At 36.5% G+C, this 20,344-nt stretch carries 17 protein-coding genes; 11 read left to right on the forward strand and 6 right to left on the reverse strand.

Features of this window, described 5'->3' with window-relative positions; translation table 11 throughout:
• The first annotated feature begins 111 nt into the window (after positions 1 to 111).
• From OMO38_RS03360 to OMO38_RS03375, 4 genes are all read left to right on the forward strand, one after another.
• On the forward strand, positions 112 to 2,853 hold the full coding sequence (locus tag OMO38_RS03360) for a TonB-dependent receptor (RefSeq protein WP_264748810.1): 2,742 nt from the start codon (positions 112 to 114) through the stop codon (positions 2,851 to 2,853).
• 91 nt (positions 2,854 to 2,944) lie between these two features.
• Entirely contained in the window at positions 2,945 to 3,376 is a 432-nt protein-coding gene (locus OMO38_RS03365; protein WP_264748811.1) for a hypothetical protein, read from the forward strand.
• Between the two features lie 31 nt (positions 3,377 to 3,407).
• On the forward strand, positions 3,408 to 4,400 hold the full coding sequence (locus tag OMO38_RS03370) for an aspartate-semialdehyde dehydrogenase (RefSeq protein WP_264748812.1): 993 nt from the start codon (positions 3,408 to 3,410) through the stop codon (positions 4,398 to 4,400).
• A gap of 248 nt (positions 4,401 to 4,648) precedes the next feature.
• Positions 4,649 to 5,644, forward strand: coding sequence for a cation diffusion facilitator family transporter (locus OMO38_RS03375; protein WP_264748813.1), 996 nt, complete (start codon positions 4,649 to 4,651; stop codon positions 5,642 to 5,644).
• 281 nt (positions 5,645 to 5,925) lie between these two features.
• Here the strand turns inward: OMO38_RS03375 and OMO38_RS03380 are convergent, their stop codons facing one another.
• On the reverse strand, positions 5,926 to 6,372 hold the full coding sequence (locus OMO38_RS03380; RefSeq protein WP_264748814.1) for an exosortase F system-associated membrane protein: 447 nt from the start codon (positions 6,370 to 6,372) through the stop codon (positions 5,926 to 5,928).
• On the reverse strand, positions 6,359 to 6,889 hold the full coding sequence (gene xrtF / locus OMO38_RS03385; RefSeq protein WP_264748815.1) for an exosortase family protein XrtF: 531 nt from the start codon (positions 6,887 to 6,889) through the stop codon (positions 6,359 to 6,361). Before xrtF ends, OMO38_RS03380 begins: the two co-directional genes overlap by 14 nt.
• A 50-nt stretch (positions 6,890 to 6,939) precedes the next feature.
• Here xrtF and OMO38_RS03390 point away from each other — a divergent pair, with 50 nt between their 5' ends.
• From OMO38_RS03390 to OMO38_RS03410, 5 genes are all read left to right on the forward strand, one after another.
• Positions 6,940 to 7,971: an aminoglycoside phosphotransferase family protein gene (locus OMO38_RS03390; protein ID WP_264748816.1), complete on the forward strand. Its 1,032-nt coding sequence runs from the start codon at positions 6,940 to 6,942 to the stop codon at positions 7,969 to 7,971.
• A gap of 114 nt (positions 7,972 to 8,085) precedes the next feature.
• Positions 8,086 to 8,496, forward strand: a complete 411-nt coding sequence (locus tag OMO38_RS03395) for a RapZ C-terminal domain-containing protein (RefSeq protein WP_129535241.1) — start codon at positions 8,086 to 8,088, stop codon at positions 8,494 to 8,496.
• A gap of 65 nt (positions 8,497 to 8,561) precedes the next feature.
• Positions 8,562 to 9,275, forward strand: coding sequence for a nucleotidyltransferase family protein (locus tag OMO38_RS03400; RefSeq protein WP_264748817.1), 714 nt, complete (start codon positions 8,562 to 8,564; stop codon positions 9,273 to 9,275).
• Positions 9,276 to 9,281: 6 nt separating this feature from the next.
• Positions 9,282 to 10,034 (forward strand): LOG family protein, encoded by a 753-nt coding sequence (locus tag OMO38_RS03405; protein ID WP_264748818.1) that lies wholly within the window; start codon positions 9,282 to 9,284, stop codon positions 10,032 to 10,034.
• Positions 10,035 to 10,092: 58 nt separating this feature from the next.
• Positions 10,093 to 10,563: a DUF6702 family protein gene (locus OMO38_RS03410; protein WP_264748819.1), complete on the forward strand. Its 471-nt coding sequence runs from the start codon at positions 10,093 to 10,095 to the stop codon at positions 10,561 to 10,563.
• 137 nt (positions 10,564 to 10,700) lie between these two features.
• On the opposite strand, the gene OMO38_RS03415 is transcribed toward OMO38_RS03410, so the two are convergent.
• On the reverse strand, positions 10,701 to 12,764 hold the full coding sequence (locus OMO38_RS03415) for a DUF5689 domain-containing protein (RefSeq protein WP_264748820.1): 2,064 nt from the start codon (positions 12,762 to 12,764) through the stop codon (positions 10,701 to 10,703).
• A gap of 10 nt (positions 12,765 to 12,774) precedes the next feature.
• Positions 12,775 to 15,519: a TonB-dependent receptor gene (locus OMO38_RS03420; protein ID WP_264748821.1), complete on the reverse strand. Its 2,745-nt coding sequence runs from the start codon at positions 15,517 to 15,519 to the stop codon at positions 12,775 to 12,777.
• A gap of 209 nt (positions 15,520 to 15,728) precedes the next feature.
• Between OMO38_RS03420 and OMO38_RS03425 the strand changes: the two genes are divergently transcribed.
• Both OMO38_RS03425 and OMO38_RS03430 read left to right on the forward strand, forming a co-directional pair.
• Positions 15,729 to 16,928, forward strand: coding sequence for an endonuclease/exonuclease/phosphatase family protein (locus OMO38_RS03425; RefSeq protein ID WP_264748822.1), 1,200 nt, complete (start codon positions 15,729 to 15,731; stop codon positions 16,926 to 16,928).
• Positions 16,929 to 16,972: 44 nt separating this feature from the next.
• Positions 16,973 to 17,395, forward strand: a complete 423-nt coding sequence (locus OMO38_RS03430; RefSeq protein ID WP_264748823.1) for a DUF6146 family protein — start codon at positions 16,973 to 16,975, stop codon at positions 17,393 to 17,395.
• Between the two features lie 53 nt (positions 17,396 to 17,448).
• On the opposite strand, the gene OMO38_RS03435 is transcribed toward OMO38_RS03430, so the two are convergent.
• Together OMO38_RS03435 and rho are read right to left on the reverse strand one after the other, a co-directional pair.
• Positions 17,449 to 18,045, reverse strand: coding sequence for a superoxide dismutase (locus OMO38_RS03435; RefSeq protein ID WP_264748824.1), 597 nt, complete (start codon positions 18,043 to 18,045; stop codon positions 17,449 to 17,451).
• A 416-nt stretch (positions 18,046 to 18,461) separates the two neighbouring features.
• A complete protein-coding gene (gene rho / locus OMO38_RS03440) occupies positions 18,462 to 20,327 on the reverse strand; it encodes a transcription termination factor Rho (RefSeq protein WP_264748825.1) in 1,866 nt (621 codons plus the stop codon).
• Between the last annotated feature and the right edge of the window lie 17 nt (positions 20,328 to 20,344).

Genomic DNA, 20,344 nt, shown 5'->3' on the forward strand with positions numbered 1-20,344 from the left:
AATAATTTAATTACTATTAAGACTGAATAAAAATTAACATTAAGTTAATAATAGTTAAATTTATTTTTCCGAATTTTGCGGTAAATTTAATTCTAACTATTACTTACGATTATGAAATTAATCAACAAATCGATGCTAACTGTGATGATCTCACTTTCTACAGCTAGCGTTTATTATGCACAACAGACTCAGGATACGGTTGACACAAGGTCAAAAGATATTGAGCAAGTTGTACTAACGGGTGTTGCCGATCTTGCAAAAGACAGAAAAACACCAGTTGCTGTTTCTACAATTAAAGAAGCACAAATTGTTGAAAGATTGGGAAATCAAGAATTTCCTGAAATTTTAAAATCCACACCATCAATCTATTCAGCTAAAGGCGGTGGAGGATTTGGTGATGGTCGTATGAACATCCGTGGTTTCGACACAAACAATACTGCAGTAATGATCAATGGTGTGCCTGTAAATGGTATGGAAGATGGAGCTGTATATTGGAGTAACTGGTTAGGTCTTTCAGACGTAACTTCTGCTATGCAGGTTCAGAGAGGTTTAGGTTCTTCAAAATTAGCAATCGCTTCTGTTGGGGGTACTGTAAACATCGTAACAAGAGCTGCTGACAAAAAAAGAGAAGGAAATGTGATGGTGGGCGTTGGAAATGACGGTTATCTAAAAACATTATTCTCATACAATACCGGTAAGTCTGCTACAGGATGGTCTACATCATTCTTAATGGCTAGAACTGCAGGATCAACTTACATCGACGGATCAGAATTTGAAGCATACAACTATTATTTTGCTTTAGGTTACCAGCCTAATGAAAAGCATGATTTCCAATTTACATTTACAGGTTCTCCTCAAAGACATATGCAGAACTTCCAAAGTTCAATTGCAAACTTCATTAAATACGGTAATGGTGTAGATGAGCCAAACAGAAGATACAACTCAAACTGGGGTTATTTGAATGACGAAGTAATGTCTCAATCAGTAAACTTCTATAGCAAACCAGTAGCATCAGTTAACTGGGATTGGAAAATCTCTGAGAGATCAAAATTATCTTCAGTTCTTTACGGATCTTGGGGTAGAGGTGGTGGAACTGGAGTTATTGGTGGAATTAACAGTTTCAACATCAACACTCTTCCAAAAACTGCTGACGGTTTAATCCGATTTGATGACATTGTAAGATGGAATCAAGGTGGAAACGTTGCTGATTTTGGAGCAAATAACACTATGCCTGGTGTTGTTCTTAGAAATGGTTCTATTACAAAATCTACAGGAAATGGTCTTGCGAGAAGAGCAAGTATCAATTCTCACGACTGGTACGGTTTCTTATCAAATTTCCAGCATAAAATCAATCAAAACTGGAATTTCTCTGGAGGTATTGATTTAAGATATTACTATGGATATCACCCAGGTGTATTAACTGACCTTTGGGGGAATACAAAATACATTGAGCAGGACAATATGAATATTCCTGGAGGATACGATGTTACTTTAGTTCAAAATGCTGCTCCTTCAGCAAATCCTTTCGCAAAATCTGTTAAAGATAAAGACCAAATCGTTTATAGAAATTATGACGGTGAAGTTCTCTGGGGTGGAGTTTTCGGTCAACTTGAATATTCTAATGATAAAATCTCAGCATTCGTCCAAGGTTCAGCTTCAGAACAAGGATATAAAAGAATTGATAACTGGATCATCGATGGTGTAACAGTACAGCAAGGTCAAACAGTAAACACTAAGACTGACACAAAATTCCTTTTTGGATTTAATGCAAAAGGAGGAGTGAATTACAACATCGACGATATGCATAATGTGTTTGCGAATGTAGGTTACTATTCTAAACAGCCTTTATTCAACGCTGTATTTAATGCGCCTTTGACTTCAAGAATTGCAGCAAATCCGACAAGTCCTTTAAGTGATGGTAGAGCAACTGGAAATCAACAGATTGTAAACCCACTTTTGACTAATGAGAAAATCGCTTCTGCAGAATTAGGATATGGTTTCAGAAGTAAAATATTTACTGCAAACGTAAATCTTTACTATACTTCTTGGAAAGACAGATATCAAAGATTTACAAATCTTCCAGGTATTGCTATCAATCCGGCGCTTCCTGCCACAGGAACAAATGTTTATAATAGACCGTTTGCAAACGTTACAGGAATTCAGCAAGTTCACATGGGAGTTGAATTTGAAGGTAATTTAAAAGTTACTGATTATTTAAACATTACCGGTATGTTCTCTATGGGTGACTGGCGTTATAAAGGAAACCCTACAGGAAATATCTTTGATGAAAACGGTACGCCAATTTTATTCAATGGAAAAAATGATGTAACTCTTGCATTTGACGATGTAAAAGTGTCAGATGCCGCTCAAACAACAGCTGCATTAGGATTCACTTTGAAGCCTGTTAAAGACCTTAGCGTTTTTGCTAACTGGAATTATTACTCTAACTACTATGGACTTGTAAACTTTAATGGTGATTATTTAGTTGGAAATGATGGCTCAATTTCAAGAAACGCTCAAAAAGGAGCTTTGGAATATCCTAGCTATAACTTGTTTGATTTAGGTCTTTCTTACTCATTCAAAGTAGGAAACGGACAGAGATTAGTATTAACAGGTAATGTATACAACTTATTTGATACTACTTACATTTCTGACGGTAAATCTTCTACTCACATTAGTGAACTTGCAGATTTCACAACTACAACGACTGGCGGTGTTACTACAACAGCACAGCAAAAGTATGATGCATATATTAATAATCCATCAAACTTCTATAAAGGTTTAGATACAAGAAACACTGTTTACTTCGGTTTCGGTAGAACTTGGGCAGCTTCTGTTGCATTTAAATTCTAATAATTTAGAACTTATTAAATACCAAATCCCGGCTTTATAGCTGGGATTTTTTTATATTTGTACACTTTAAAAAAATAGAAAAAATAGAAGTATGGATCTTTACAAAATTTTACTGAGCGCACATAAAGGCTTTGCCTATCTGGAGCTTGCTTTAACCTCTTTATTTATTATCGCACTCTTAACTGTAATGTTCGGATACAGTGGTAAAGTAAACAAGTTTTTGAAAAAAATCACGCTTTTTACGATGATTTTCTTTCACGTACAATTCTTAATCGGTATTGTAATGTTGATCATGAATTTTACAAAAGGTCTGGATATGGGATCAGTGATGAAAAACGCTGACTTGAGATTTCAGTATGTAGAGCACCCGTTTTCTATGTTAATCGCTGCTGTTTTAATGACCATCATCAATAAAAAAGTAAAATCTAATGACACTATTTCTTTAGGAATCGTGATTATGGGATTAATCGCAGTAGGTTTATTTGCATTTGCATTTCCATGGACCAGAGTCTTTGGAGCTTAATTATATATTAATTTAATTTTTTTAAACAACAATGAAAGTAGCTGTAGTAGGTTCAACAGGAATGGTTGGACAAGTGATGCTTAAAGTTCTCGAAGAGAGAAATTTCCCTGTAACAGAATTAATTCCGGTAGCTTCGGAAAGATCTATTGGTAAACAGGTGAAGTATAAACAGGTAGATTACACTATCGTAAGCATCGACGACGCTATAGCTGCCAAACCTGATATCGCAATCTTCTCTGCCGGTGGATCAACTTCTTTAGAGTATGCCTCAAAATTTGCCGAAGCAGGAATTACCGTAATCGATAATTCTTCAGCATGGAGAATGGATCCTACTAAAAAATTAGTCGTTCCTGAAATCAATGCGGATGTTTTAACAAAAGAAGACAAGATCATTGCGAATCCAAACTGTTCTACCATTCAGTTGGTAATGGTTTTAGGCCCGTTGAATAAAAAATATGACTTAAAAAGAGTTATTGTTTCTACATATCAGTCTGTAACAGGAACCGGTAAAGCAGCAGTTGATCAGCTGAATGCTGAAATCGCAGGTGACGATTCTGTTGCTAAAGTGTATCCTTATCAAATCTTTAAAAATGCATTGCCACACTGTGACGTATTTGCTGATGATGATTACACAAAGGAAGAAATTAAATTGATGAAAGAGCCTAAGAAAATTTTAGGTGACGATACATTCAATTTAACAGCAACTGCAGTGAGAGTTCCGGTACAGGGCGGCCACTCTGAAAGCGTGAACATCGAATTTGAAAACGAATTTGAGCTTGACGAAGTAAGAAAAATCTTATCAGAAACTCCGGGAGTAATCGTAATGGATAATGTTAAAAACAACGAGTATCCAATGCCACTCTACTCAGAAGGTAAAGACGAGGTATTCGTGGGAAGAATCCGAAGAGATCTCTCACAGCCAAAAACGCTTAACCTCTGGATTGTAGCAGACAATCTGCGAAAAGGCGCTGCAACCAACGCAGTACAAATTGCAGAATACTTAGTAGCAAATAACTTAGTATAAACTAACAAAAAAGAAAAGAGTCTCCAAAAAGAGATTCTTTTTTTTATCAAAGGGCTTTTGATATTATTCAGAACCCCTGGCCATCAAAGTCCCAAAGGGACGCTTTAACAAAGGATAGGATTAAATCCTATCAAAAAAACATTTCAACACTCCCGTCTCTCATAGCTGAGACTGATAGTGAAACGTTCAAAAACATAGGAAGAATTCCTAAAATAATATCACAAAGTGATATTAAGATTAATAAAAAAATGACAACTAAAAATACCAATCAGGATAAAATAGGTTTCCAAAGGCTCATTGCCGTTTTCGGAATAATTTTATTCGTCGGAAAAATTGTAGCATGGAAACTTACAAATTCCGATGCCGTATTTTCTGATGCCATGGAAAGTATCGTCAATGTCATCAGTGCTTTTATGGGGCTGTATTCTCTACACTTGGCTTCCAAACCAAAAGACGAAGACCATCCGTACGGTCATGGTAAAGTAGAATTTGTCACCGCAGGAATAGAGGGAGCCCTCATTGCCATCGCCGGACTGATGATCATCTACGAAGGAATCAACAGTTTGGTAACGGGAAGAGTTTTGAAAGGTCTTGATTGGGGAATTGCCATCATAGCAGTTACTGCGGTTATCAATTACTTACTGGGCTACATTTCCATTAAAAAGGGCGAAAAAGAAAGCTCTCTAGTTCTGATCGCTTCCGGGAAACATCTACAGTCCGACACCTTTACCACTTTGGGAGTCGTGGTGAGTTTAATTGTAGTATATTTTACAAAAATCTACTGGATTGATTCCGTAGTCGCTCTCATCTTCGGCTTTTACATTATTTTTGTGGGCTACAAAATTGTCCGTAAGTCTTTGAGCGGAATTATGGATGAGCAGAACCCGGAACTTCTCAACAGCATCATCGATCTATTAGAAAAAAACAGACATACAGAATGGATCGACATTCACAACATGAAAATCCAGCAGTTTGGCGCCTCTCTACACATTGATGCCCACATTACTCTGCCTTGGTATTACAGCCTTCGTGATGCTCATAATGAGATGGAAAAAGTAATCCTCCTTCTGGCAAAAAACACAAAACGAACCGTAGAATTCAATTTCCATATGGATGACTGCAAACCCATCTCCTGCCCCGTTTGTCAGATTCTGGACTGTCCGGTTCGTGAACAGCCTTTTGTAAAAAAGGTAAAATGGACTGCCGAAAATGTTACCAGAGTTGAAAAACATACTGTAGTGTAATTGTCTTAATAAAGAGGTTTTTTTAGGAGCTGTTTCCGGCTCTTCGCTCATACTCCTCACACAGCCGCTTATTCTCAGGTCACTGAAATTGGCCAACGCTTGTTGCGGGGTAACCGCTGCGATCCGGGCTATCACAGTATATGCTCATCATATTAAAAATGGGTGCGCAGTTTTAAGGTTCTCTTCTCACAGTACAACACATTCATTTCGCAATAACGGGGTTATGAATGTGCACTTATTTCAAACTGAATGCAGTAAAAATTGAATTTCGAAAGATGCTTTTATCCGTTTTGAGTGTTTCTCAATAACAGTTGCCTTCTGTAATAAAACAGAGGCACAATTAGAAGCAGGATCAGAGGCTGTATAACAAACCGTCTCATATAAAAAGAAAAGAGGTATCCTATTTCAAATCTGTCGTAAATACAGTACAGATAAATAGGAAAAGTGATCGCGAAAATAATAGAGATTAAAATAGCTCCCTGAACCGTCCATTCTTTATTTTTAAATAAAAAGCGAATAATTACGCATGAAAAAAACAGGTTTAAAACAAATCTGAATATGTGCCCGACAATCAGCTTAATCCATTCAAATTCAGGAAAAGTACTATTTTTATTCGCCTCATGAAAATAGTTTAAAAACGGATCATAAAAAATCTGATCTTCCAGCATTCTCACGCCAACAAGCCCGCAAAGTCCTGCGAATACTAAAAACCAACTAAGAATTCTCATTTTTTAAAGCAAAAAATTTAATCCAGATTAGCCAAAGAATCACTACACTTCCATAAATAACAGCAGGGAATAGGTAATCGTGGGCTCCTTTACTGTACTGCGGATAATCACGGGTTACAATATTCAGTCCGGCGATTCTAAGAACATTCATAATGTAAAGGGCAAGAAGTCCGGCAGTGGCAAAAACGAAAGTTTTAGTTCCTTTAAAAAAAGCAAACACAAAAGAAAGAAAAAGGATCATTATAGATATCGCATTGCACCCTTCCACCATTCTTGTGACATATTCTTTTTTTACATAAAAATAAACCTGCTCATTCGCAACATCATCATACAACAGGGTCGCATAATTAAGTTTATTTTGAATAAACATGACATGATCAGCTATAACACGGGAAAAAGGATCAAGGCCCTGCGCCTTAAAACTGTTCAGGTAAAACTGATATGCGAATAACAGCACCACGTAGATGATGATGAATCGCAACAGAATTCCTAAAACAGGCTTAAAGTCCTTTAGCATGTTGCAAAGATAAAAATTCGGGCGTAAATTACTATATTTGTTACCATATTATGACTTTTGAAAACGCAAAAAGATTTTTTGAAAACCATTTTGGCGAAAAATCAACTGAATTTGTCACATTAGCTCAAAGCGGTTCTGCAAGAGTTAACTTTCGGGCTGAAAATCAAAACGGTAAGTACATCATTACCTACAACGAAAATACTCTGGAAAACGAGAGTTTCCTGTATTTTTCTGAGGTCTTCTCTACTTTAAAACTAAATACTCCGAAAATTTACAAGGTTTCTGATGACAGAAAAATGTACATTCAGCAATATCTGGGTAACGACACCCTTTCGGAAATTATTTTCAAAGAAGGGCAGTCAGAAAATGTTGAATCTTTGGTTAAGGAAACTTTAGAAAAACTTTTTCAGCTGCAGATTCAAACGCAGGATCAGATCGATTACACCCAAACTTTTGAATACGAAAGTTATGATGACTTACCGGTAATGCATGATTTGTACTACTTTAAAAATTTCGTTGCCGATGTTTTAGAGCTCGAATATCATAAATCATCACTGTTAAAAGAATTTAAAAAACTTGTCAACCTCATCGAAAATCTTGAGCCAAAAGGCTTGATGATCCGCGATTTCCAGGCGAGAAATATTATGGTAAATGAGCGTAATGAAGTTTCATTTATCGATTATCAATCAGCTATGAGAGGTCCTTTGATGTATGATGTGATTTCTTTTCTGTTTCAGGCTAAAGCTAATTTTCCGGAGGAATTTAAAAACAGAATGCTGGAATTTTATCTTCAACAGTTTGAAAATAAAGAAATTCAATCTCAACTAAAAGATTCGGTTAAACCAATTCAACTAATGAGATTCTTACAGGTTCTCGGTGCCTATGGCTTCCGTGGTTTGATCCAGAGAAAGCAACATTTTATTGCAAGTATTGATAAAGGAATAGAAAACATTACGGTATTTTCAGAAAACTGGGAAGACATGAAAAATTATCCTGAACTGAATAAAGTAATCGGACAGTTAAATTCAGATAAAATAAAATTGAAAATTGAAGAGATTTTGAACCATGATGAGAAGATTTAAAGTTTAGATTTCAATGCAATAACTGGAATGCTTTCAATCTTCAACTAAAAAAACGTTTATATTGAAATCATATTCCATCATCATTTATCAACCAAAAAATTTAAAATAAAAAATATGCTACACATAGACATCCATAGTTTTTCATACAAGAAAGGAGGAATACCCAAAGACGATTCCGGTAACGGCGGTGGCTTCACGTTCGACTGCCGTGGAATTTTAAACCCGGGAAGAGTGGAAGAATATAAAATTCAAACAGGAAACGACATCGGTGTTCAGGAATATCTTGAAACAAAAACCGATATGCCGAAATTTTTAGAATTAATTAAAAGCATGGTTTCCATCAACATCGACAATTATTTGGGAAGAGGTTTTGAAAATCTTCAGATCAATTTCGGATGTACGGGAGGGCAACACAGATCAGTATATTCAGCCATTAAAATCGCTCACTTTATCGAAGAAAAATATGGTGAGAAAGTAGAAATCAGTCTGCACCACGACGAGCAGCATCAACTAAATAATAGATAATCCCTGATAATCAATAAAAGATTATTTTATTATCGGTTATTATTCATCATCTATCAATCATAAACATGAAGGCATTAATTTTTGCAGCAGGAAAAGGCACTAGACTGAAACCTTTTACAGATCACCATCCAAAGGCTTTGGCGAAAGTCAACGGCATCGCGCTTTTAGAAAGAAATATTACTTATCTTAAGGGTTTTGGAATTACAGATTTCGTGATTAACGTGCACCATTTCGGCGGGCAGATTGTAGATTTCCTGAAAAAGAACGGCAATTTTAATTGTAAAATTGAAGTTTCAGATGAGTCTGAAGAACTTTTGGAAACCGGCGGTGGTTTGGTTTTCGCTAAGAGATTTCTTGATCATGGAGAAGACTTCATTATTATGAATGCTGACATCCTTACCGACATTAATATAAATAATTTAGTAGAATACCATAAGAAGATTAAAGATTTTGCTACTTTAGCAGTATCAGACAGAGAAAGTTCGAGAAAATTATTATTCAACGACGATTTGGTTTTAAGAGGATGGCTGAATGTGCAGACGGGAGAGCAGCGGTTGGCAGAATTTAATAAAGGATTTAAACCTTATGCTTTTAGCGGTGTGCACTGCATCAATCCTGTAATTTTTGATAAAATTAAACGAACGGGAAAATTTTCCGTGATGGAAGAATATCTGGATCTGATGCAGACCGAAAAAATTCACGGTTTTCTGCATGACAGCTTACTGATAGATGTGGGAAGGCCAGCTTCTGTAATAGAGGCTGAAAAATATTTTAAATAAAAAACAATGGGAATTGAAGGAAGCAGGGATGAGAGTTTACAAAATCCTGAATTAGATATTAACGAATCAATATTACACAATAGTTTCAGACAAAAAACATGGGATGAGATCGTGACCAAAGACAGCTGGATGGTTTTTAAAATCATGGCTGAATTTGTAGATGGCTACGAAAGAATGGCTAAAATAGGTCCGTGTGTTTCAATTTTCGGCTCTGCAAGACTAAAACCTGAGAGTAAATACTATCAGATGGCTGCAGAGATTGCTGAAAAAATTACGAAAGTAGGTTTCGGTATTATTACCGGAGGAGGCCCGGGAATTATGGAGGCTGGAAACAAAGGTGCTTTCAACGCGCAGGGAAAATCGATAGGACTGAATATTGATTTACCATTTGAGCAGCACTTCAATCCTTACATCAACAAAATGTATTCACTTAATTTCGATTATTTCTTTGTTCGAAAAGTGATGTTTGTAAAATATTCACAAGGTTTTATCGTGATGCCAGGAGGTTTCGGAACTTTGGATGAATTGACGGAAGCCATTACTTTAATTCAAACCAATAAAATCGGAAAGTTTCCCATTGTTTTGGTGGGATCTGAATTTTGGGGTGGTTTACTTGACTGGTTTAAAGCTACTTTATTAAAAGATGGAATGATTTCTGCGGACGATCTTGATCTTTACCGTGTGGTAGATAGTGCTGATGAAGCTGTAGAGCACATTAAGGCTTTCTATGAAAAATACGCGGTTAATGTTAACTTTTAATTGGCATTATATTTGAGCCAAATACTTTCACAAGATGATTAACAATCAAGAAATTAAGATGAAAAAATTTTTATACATATCGGGTATTTTATCATTATTTGCGCTCATGAGTTTCATGACAGTGGATTTCTTCTCATCAATGACTAAAGTCGATTATATTGACGGTAGCAAAACTTTGAAATTCACAACAAAGATAAATACAAGCCATATCTCGGATGCTATTAAAATCAACCGTAGCACGGCGGGTTTTGAGGCCGAAGTGAAGAAATACGTCAACAACAATTTTGATGTGTATGTTAATGGTTCTCCGAAAACCCTTACTTTTACAGGAAGTCAGGTAAGCGGAGAAACAGTATGGGTATATTTTGAAACCGGAGGCGTTTCGGATGTCAGCAGCTTAAAAATAAAAAACAGTATTCTTTTAAGCGCATTTCCGAAGCAGATTAATCTGGTAAACATTGCCTACAAAGGAGCTCTTAAAACCATGAATTTCCAACGCGGGAAAGAGGTAAATGAGGTTTCTTTCTAATAAGAATTTTCAGTTTAAATAATACAGCCACTGCTTTACAGCGGTGGTTTTTCTTTTAGTAAAAGTCAATCTAAATAATATCTTGTAATCATAAAAAAAAGCGAACCGTTCAGTTCGCTTTTTTTATCATTCATTTACTACTGAGCTTTTATTTTAAAGTCATCAATTTCCCATGTTGCTGCGGCAAATGGTGTGGAAGTGTACTTGAAAGCAATTCTTATATTTTTACCGAGAAAAGCATTCAAGCTTACATTTCCGGAGCCCTTCCAGTCTCCAAATGCTAAGTTATTGCTGTCTAAAGTTGCTGGTAATAAAATCCAGTTGGTTGTAGAAGGATTCCCTGTATAATCTTCTGTGGCATAAACCTGCAGAGAATTACCTGCATATCTTACGTCACTGGTAAAACTTAATGCAGCTTTTGTTTTGCCTGCTAAACTTACTGATTTGGAAATTAACCAATCTTCATTGGCTGTATTTGCAGTATTAAAGCCATTCATGATCGCATAATAATTGGTACCATTTCCCGTATTGGAAGTCGACCAGACCTGTGCGCCCGCAACATTCACTGCTAACCAATCTGAGCTGAAACCTCCCGAAGTAAAATCATCACTGTAAATAGTAGGCAGAGTAACATAGACCGAACCGTCACATCTTACATCATCTAAATCTGCACCTAAGAGATCTCTGAGTGTTAATTGATAAGTCCCATTGAAAAATCCGAGGATTGCGTAGATGTCACCTTTCCCAGATTCAACGGCTGTTCCGGCAAAATCGGCAAAATTGCTCGTTCTCACTATGATCTGATTCCCTAAGCAGTCTTCAACGAATCTGTTTGTTGGAATAGCACCTGCGTAGGGTCTTTCCAGATCCTGGTTTGCAAATTGTACATTTTTAAGCTTAATCCAACGGCCAACGTCAGCAAATGTAATCTGAGAAATGGTTTTTTCTGTAGGAATTAAAGGCGACAGCGGTTTATTTGAATCAAAAAAATATTTGTAGATATCGGCTTCAGGAATTCTTCCTACTGCGCCGTTGAATGGTGTACCCATCTGAATCTCTCCCGAAACAGCGCCAACGTATAAATTTTTAAGTTTAATATAAACTTCTTTCCCAACCGCAAATCGGGCATCATTGAACAGATCATTTTTGTCAATATTGATCCTTATTCCTCCGTTTGCATCTTCAGCATAAATATATTTAAACAAATTTCCGGACTTGTCATTCGCTGTCACTTTCGCTTTCAAAACAAAATCTCCGGTAATGATATTTAAAGGACCGGTTGCTAATTGTTTAATCTCAGCCACAGTTTTCGGTGTTAAACCTGCATCACTGTATTCACAGGGATTAGCTGTAATACCATCTAATCTTGGAAATGTGTTCATTTCAAGATCTGACACTTTATTGATATACAGCTGATAGGTAGAACTGTACTTGCTGTAAATGCCTACGAATTTTCCGTTTCCTGACGGTAAAATCTGATTGGCAAATGAAGCATAACCACTGTTTCTGACAATTCTTGCCGTAGTGGTTGACGCATCTTTTATCATTCGGTCTACGGTGACTCCATTGGGTGCAAAGTTGGTGCATAGAACCCGGCTGTCGAACTCAGCATTATTAACCTGAATTAAACAGCCAATAAACCGATCATTCGCAGAAATCATTTGGGAGCAGGTCATAATTTTAGGAACAATATTTTCTCTGACAGCGCATGATCTAAAAATTTTTGATGAAACTAATTTCTCAGGAATTCTCAATACCGATGTCGTCGTGCCTGCAGGATCTTTCACTCCCAACTGCACAACTCCTCCGTAAGTTCCTAAAGCTAAACCTGCCAACTTTATAAAGACTTTAGAACCTTGGGGAAATTTTGTATAAGTGCTCACCATATCGACACTGATCACAAAACCCTGAGTTGGATTTTCCGCTTTATCCTGAATGAATATAGTTTTATAAATATTACCGGTCTCATCCGTTGACGAAACATAGCCCTCGACAATATCCTGAGAATCATCCGGAAAAGCAAAAACTGTATTGACATATTTTGCTCTCAGCTGTGTCAGCGTCATTGTGGCGGTAAAATCGGCACACTCATAATGATTCAGATCAGGCTCGTCGTAGTGATCGTCATGCACACAACCTATTATTCCCAAAAAAGCAATGAAAATCAGGATGTATTTTAGTAATAAGTTATTTTTTTTCATTCTGTATTTTTTAAAATCGTAAATAAACATTTGTGAAAAAAGTAGTACCTCTGTCATACCAGAGTTTTGGCCCGAAATGAGGTATCGCTCTCTGGGAATCTTCCAGTGCATCGGTAAAATTTGCAAGCCTGCCTTGCTCAAATCCGCCCGTAATATAATTTCGGTTATTGAGAATATTATTGACAGAAATACTCACTCCCATTCTGTATTTTCCTAAAAGAAATGACTTTCCCGCATTTGCATTAAGCATAAACTGATCATCAAATTTTTTCTGAGCCGTCAGTTGCTGAATCAATTCTGGGGTTACACCCTCGTATGGATCATTCGTTGATGGGTCTGTGTACAGATACGGCGTTTTATTTAATGCAGAAAAATCAAGATATTGATCCATTAAATAATTGGCAGACGCACCTACCCACCAGTATTTTGGCGAATTGTATTTTAAGCCAAAGGAAAATGCTTTTTGGGGAGTTCCCGCCACTTTATACCCTTTAATATTTGCTTTCCCTTTCCAAAATTCATCTCCTCTAAAACCATTAAAATCATCAAAAGTCGAAACGTTTACATTGCTCGTGTATGTATATTCTCCCACACTGGCCGCACCAACTGCATTAAAAGTTGGCGTCACTTTGACATCGAAACCCATTTCGAAACCGATGAACCTTTTATTTACATCAGTGATCGCCTCATTAACCAAAGTATTAAAAGATGTTCCCAACTCATTTGTAGCGTCGGCATAATATCTTGAAATTTCTGTTGAATTGCTGATCACTGTATAATATCCTGACAGACGAAGTTTCAAAACCTGACCTCTTAATATGTAGCTCAGATCATTGGAATTAATGATTTGGTTTTTAACTCCTGGTGTTACATAATCTACAACTCGTGGATTGATATAAATTTCGTTGAGTGTTGGAGCCAAACTGAAGAACGCTCCATTGTAGACAATGAAATTCTTCCCATTAATTTTATAAGTAACTTTTGCTTTAATACCTGCATCCAATGCATCGTAAACTGCACTCTTTCCTTTAGAATTATTTTTAAATCTTGTTATTCCACTTCGGTAATGGCCGTCTCTCTGCGCTTCAGAATAGGAAGTGAAAATAGATGCGGCGATATTCCATTTACTGAAGTCGATCTCAGAAGAAATATTTAAAGAATATTGGCTTCGAACTAATTCATAAGAATACTGTGTACGGTCACCATCTTTCACCTGAACATTAGGATTATCTGCATCAAACTGTGAATCGTTGTTGAAAGCATTGAGATTGTACGCAAAATTTCCTCCAAGCAAATCTTTGATTCTTCTGAAATTATCAGAACGGAGATTTTGATAATTAAAATTGATGTTGAGTTTCCAGTTATCCTGAAGTCTTGTATCAAAATGTGAGGCAAAATTGAACGTCTTATCTCTGTTGACATCTTCTACAACCGAATATACGGCACCTCTATCTGTACCATCCATATTTTTGAGATTCAGATGATTGGTTTTGTAGAGAAAGTCCCAATTGATCTGAGATTGCGCACGGAATTCGTCTGAATTTAAAAGGCCATAACTGGGAAGCTTTCTGTAGTAAGTAGGATTAGGATCTGCAGCATGAAACCAGTCTAGTCTGCTTCTGGCATCATTTCCGATTTGGTAAGAAATAGTGTTAATTAAATTTGAGTTTTTTCCTATTTTCAGATAATCTGTCAGCATAAATATAGGCTCGAACACTTTTCTGATTCTTGAATTTCTTTTTTCGCCATCCTGCCAACCCCAATAAGAATTGTAATTTTTCCCCATGATATCGTAAACCTCCTGCGTATTCGGTGAGTTGGAAGCTCTGTAGGTCGGCGATCCAAAACCTGTCAGGTTGAGAGAATGTCTGTCACTGAACTTTTTTTCAATTGCAGCAAAATAAGCATAAGAATCCTGATAAACGCCTTCAATTACAGCATTATTTCCCCATCTTCTGCTTCCGGAAACTGTGAATGACCAACCTTTCCTACTCAGTCCTGAAGAATAAGTTGCCATGGCTCTGTGAAGATAGCTTCTATTTGTAAATGAATAAGATAAAGAGGTTTGCTTCCGGTAACTGGAGGCTTGTGTATTATAATATGCAACGCCACCCAAGTTGCCAAATGCATATTCTGAAGGAGTGATATTATCTACATTTTCATAAGGATATCTTGTAATGTCATTTAAGCCTCCCCAATTACTGAAATCAAGTCTTCCGTCATCATTCTTAGACATCGAAACTCCGTTAAATAGAACATCTTCATACCTGTTGTCCACTCCTCTAGGCCTGAACCAGTAAGCTCCTAACTCAAATGCGGAAATACTCTGAAATATATCCCTACCTGAACTCAACAGGCCGACCGTCGGCTGCATTGCAGAACCGCCGTCATCAGCATCTGATGCTGAATCATCAACTAAGACAACGCCAGCCTCTGAAGTGAGATTACTGTTGAGAACAATAACGCCCAGGTCTTTTCTTTTTTCATGCGCAACAATATCAAATTCTAAAATTTTTGATTCGAAATTTTGCTTTGCGATGGTAATGAGATAATGCCCCGGTTTTAAGTCAACAAATTGAAAGTAGCCAATTTTATCAGCAGTGACATCATCTGGAGAATTTTGCAGATCTACTTCTGCGCTTTCTATTGGACTGCCGTCTGCAGATTTTACGTATGCGAAAACTGTGGTCTGTGCGAAGTACCACGACGCTGGCAAAAAAGTCAGCAGCGTGATGAAAGATAATTTTTTCATCATATTAATAGGTTTGTGTTTTGTGTGTAAATTGAGTAATAAAATTAATATTATTTTCATTACAACAAAATGTTTTGAAATAAATATTATAAATAATTCACTATTGAATAAATTATTTTTACTTAAAATCAGAAACGGAAGTGAAAAAAACGTAATTTTAATTCTCACAGAAATAGATCAGATTCCCTTCTCATTTATTTAAAAAACACAAAATGAAAAAATATTTAATCATCATCGCACTGATGCATTCATATTTCATCTGTGCTCAGCAAAAACAGGTAAAACGCGCAGCTATCGCATTTTTAAACGTAGAAAATCTTTGGGACACGATTGCATCTGCAGAATATATTGATGGTACGCTACCCTTTTCTCATCCTAAATTTCACAGAAGCGTACCTATTGATTCACTAAAATTTCTTGAAACTACCGAAGATTACAAAGGTGAATGGAATAATGAATTACTCATAGGGAAAAAAGTGATCAGAAGACAGGTTCTTGCCGACGATTTCACTCCTAACAGCCCAAAGAGGTGGGGAACAAAATACTACAACCAAAAACTGGCAAACGAAGCAAAAGTAATTTCAGAGTTGGGTCGGCAGTACACCAATGACAATCCTGCCATATGTGGTCTGATAGAAGTTGAAAACAGGCAAGTCATAGAAGATCTTATCAGGCAACCAGCTTTAGCAAAAAGTAATTATGGGATCGTCCATTACAATTCTTTTGATGCCAGGGGAATTGATATTGCAGTCATTTATCAGAAAAACAGATTTACCGTACAGGATTCTTATACCAAGGAAATTAAGATCTATAATGAGGAAGGCAGAAGACAGTATACGAGAGATATTTTAGTGGTTATTGGATTATTAGACGGTGAAAAAATCGGAGTCTTTATGAATCACTGGCCATCCAGAAGTGGTGGAGAAGCTATTTCTCAAGCTAAAAGAAATGCAGCTGCAGTTGTGCTGAAAAATGAAATGGACAAATTATTAGAGGAATACCCCAATATCAAATTAATTTCTATGGGAGATTACAATGACGATCCTGTGAGTCCTAGTTTAAAAAAACATTTAGGAGCCGTTGGTGATCCGAGTGAGCTCTCAGAAACATCGCCTTATTATAACCTTATGTATAAACTGTACAGGCAAGGCATAGCATCACTGGCTTATAAAGATGCTCCCAATTTATTTGATCAGATTATCATTTCAAAAAATCTCTATTCTAAAGAAAAAATCACCTCAACCTATACGTTATTTAAAGCCGAAATATATGCGCCATCATATTTGGTAAATAAAGAAGGACAGTTCAAAGGCTATCCTTTTCGTTCGTGGGATGGTGACAGATTTACAGGTGGGTACAGCGACCACTTTCCGGCAGTATCTGTAATTCAGAAAGAATATGTCAAAAAATAAATCTAAAGTAGTTTTTGAAGGATGCTTTTGTGTAACTTTATTCTATGAGAAATTTAATTTTAATCATATTTTTATCCTTCGTCCCGATAAGTTTTCTTGCACAGTCGATACCTAAAAGTGAGAAAGAAGAATCTGCAATGAAGCCGGAGAAAAATGACGATGGCGAATGGGAGCTTACCGTTATCGATACGCAGTTTGATTATTTTTTGAATGCTGTTGCAAAACCAATCAGTCAGTATTCTGAATCATATTTGAAAACCCGCAATACTTTTTTGGTCAGCGAATGGAACTCATACTACACTTCCGGCAGATACCGAAACATTATAGAATCAATGATTGATTATGACTCGCAGGAAAAATATGGGATCAAATTTGAATACAAACTGTATCAGGTTTTTGCATACGTAAATTGGAGATACAAACTCAGAATGAGTGGTCTGGGCGCATCCGATGCCACAAGGTTTTAAACTAAAAAAGGTTCAGAAAATTCTGAACCTTTTTTTATCTCATTTAAAGATGATTATTTGTTAAATAACTCTTCAACCTTATCCCAGTTTACTACATCAAAAAATGCAGTTACGTAATCAGGTCTTCTGTTTTGGTAGTTTAAATAATATGCATGCTCCCAAACATCTAAACCTAAAACCGGAGTTCCTTTTACATCTGCCACAGGCATTAAAGGATTATCCTGGTTTGGAGTAGAAGTTACAGATACAGAACCGTCTTCATTTTTAATCAACCAAGCCCAACCAGATCCGAATCTTGTTTTAGCAGCTTCAGCAAATTCAGTTTTAAATTTTTCGAAACCACCGTAGTTTTCAATTGCATTGCTTACATTTCCAACAGGAGTAGAACTTCCTCCTGGAGTAAGAATTTCCCAGAATAATGAATGATTGAAATGACCACCACCATTATTTCTTACTGCTGGCTTGTCAGTTCCTGTTTTACAAACTTCTTCAATTGTTTTTCCTTCTAATTCAGTTCCTTCAATTGCTTTGTTTAAATTATCAATATAAGCCTGGTGATGCTTTGAATGGTGGATTTCCATTGTTTTTGCATCAATCGTTGGCTCTAAAGCATCGTACGCGTATCCTAATTTTGGTAATTCAAATGACATAAGTTTAATTTTTAATGTTAATATGTAAATTTAGCCAATATTTAAGCCAATATCAAAAATTGCAGATTATTTTAATAAATCTTTAACATTGATAATTTAATTTAGAGTCAGAATATTTTACTGAAATCAGAATAACAATTTTTCGTGACAATTAAAGTGATTGAAAAGACTTAATTTGGAAAAGAACTAACAGCAAAAGTCGACTGTTAAGATTTTTAATTGAGCCTGTAAGACACTCAAAACTTTGACAATTTTTTACTTTTTGCCCGACTGTACGAATACAGGTTTCTATTTTCTTCTAAAAAACAGCCATACATTGTGGCTAATTAAACATTTACGTTTTCCATTATCAATAATTTATAACAAAAAAAGCACAGACCGAAATCTATGCTCTTATAAACAATATTAACGTATGCCTATCTATTCATAGACATTAAAAATTCTTCGTTGTTCAGAGTCCCTCTGATATTTTTGTTGACAAATTCCATCGCTTCGATAGGATTCATTTCTGAAAGATACTTTCTGAAAATCCACATTCTCTGTGAAGTCACCTCATCCAGCAATAAATCATCTCTTCTTGTGCTCGAAGAAACCAAATCGATCGCAGGATAAATTCTTCTATTGGCGATCTTTCTGTCTAACTGAAGCTCCATGTTTCCGGTACCTTTGAATTCTTCAAAAATAACCTCATCCATTTTAGAACCTGTATCAATTAACGCAGTTGCAATAATTGTCAGCGAACCTCCATTTTCAATTTTTCTTGCCGCACCAAAGAATCTTTTTGGTTTATGTAAAGCATTAGCGTCTACACCACCGGAAAGCACCTTTCCAGATGCTGGAGTTACGGTGTTGTAAGCTCTTGCCAGTCTTGTAATAGAGTCTAATAAAATAACCACGTCATGACCGCACTCCACCATTCTCTGCGCTTTCGCTAAAACTAGGTTAGCAACCTTTACGTGTTTATCTGCAGCCTCATCAAATGTAGAAGCGATAACTTCTGCATTTACACTTCTTTCCATGTCGGTAACTTCCTCTGGACGTTCGTCAATCAAAAGTACCATCATGTAAACTTCCGGGTGATTGGCTGCGATAGAGTTGGCAATATCTTTCAGCAACATCGTTTTACCGGTTTTCGGCTGAGCAACGATCATTGCTCTCTGCCCTTTTCCGATAGGCGCAAACAAATCAACGATTCTTGTAGACATCGTAGAATTGTCTCCTGAAAGATTAAATTTCTCTTCCGGGAAAAGTGGTGTAAGATATTCGAAAGCAACACGGTCTTTAATAAATGCCAAGTCGCGTCCGTTAACTTCTGTTGGTTTTAGTAGTGAAAAGTATTTTTCACCTTCTTTTGGTAAACGTACGATACCTCTTACAGTATCCCCAGTTTTTAAACCGAAATTTCTAATCTGTGCCGTAGAAACATACACGTCATCCGGTGAAGAAATGTAACTGAAATCTGATGAACGTAAAAATCCGTAGTTGTCCGGCAAAATCTCTAAAACCCCTTCAATACTCACCATTCCGTCGAAATTGAATTCTTTTCTGGATTCAGTTTCTTCCTGTCTTTCAGAATTTCTGTTCTGATTTTGATTAGGATTCTGGTTGGGGTTTTGATTAGGATTGTTTTGGTTAGAATTCTGATTTTGGTTATTGTTCTGATTTCTATTCTGAGGATTTCCACCGTTTTGTTGTGGATTATTCTGACCTTTCTGATTAGGGTTTTGACCTTGTTGCGGTCTTTTAGGTCTTTCTTCTCTCGTTTGTGTAGTAGCTGCAGCTGCTTGAGAATCTGTATTTGTAGGAGTTTCCTCTTTTTCCTGAGTCTGTTCTTCAGAAGTATTGGCAGGAGTTACTCTTTTTCTTTTTTGTTTAGAAGCATTGTTTGCCGGTCTTTCTTCTACAGCGCCTTTGGCAGGTTCTTTTACGATTGCTTCTGCAATAACTTCTTTTTCTTCTGTTGCTTCCTCTGCTTTTGCAGGTTCTGCTTCTGTTGGTATTTCTGTGGCAGCCTTTGGTCTAGCCGGTTTTTTGGGTGCTGGTTTTTTAGGAGCAGCTTTCACCACTTTTTCTGCCGTGGCAGGTTTTTCTTCAGTTTCTGTGTTGCTTTCTGTAGTATTGAAGTAATCTTTTGCAACTTTAGGGTTAGAAGCCTGAAAATCAAGAACGGCGAAGATTTTGTCATTATCTGTGCTGTTTCTTGCAACCTTAACGCCCAAATCTTTTAGGATTTTAGCCAATTCCGTTACGGACTTTGACCTTAACGTTTCTATGTTAAACATATTTAAAGTGAAAATGT

Source organism: Chryseobacterium kimseyorum (assembly GCF_025971945.1).
GTDB classification, from domain to species: domain Bacteria; phylum Bacteroidota; class Bacteroidia; order Flavobacteriales; family Weeksellaceae; genus Chryseobacterium; species Chryseobacterium kimseyorum.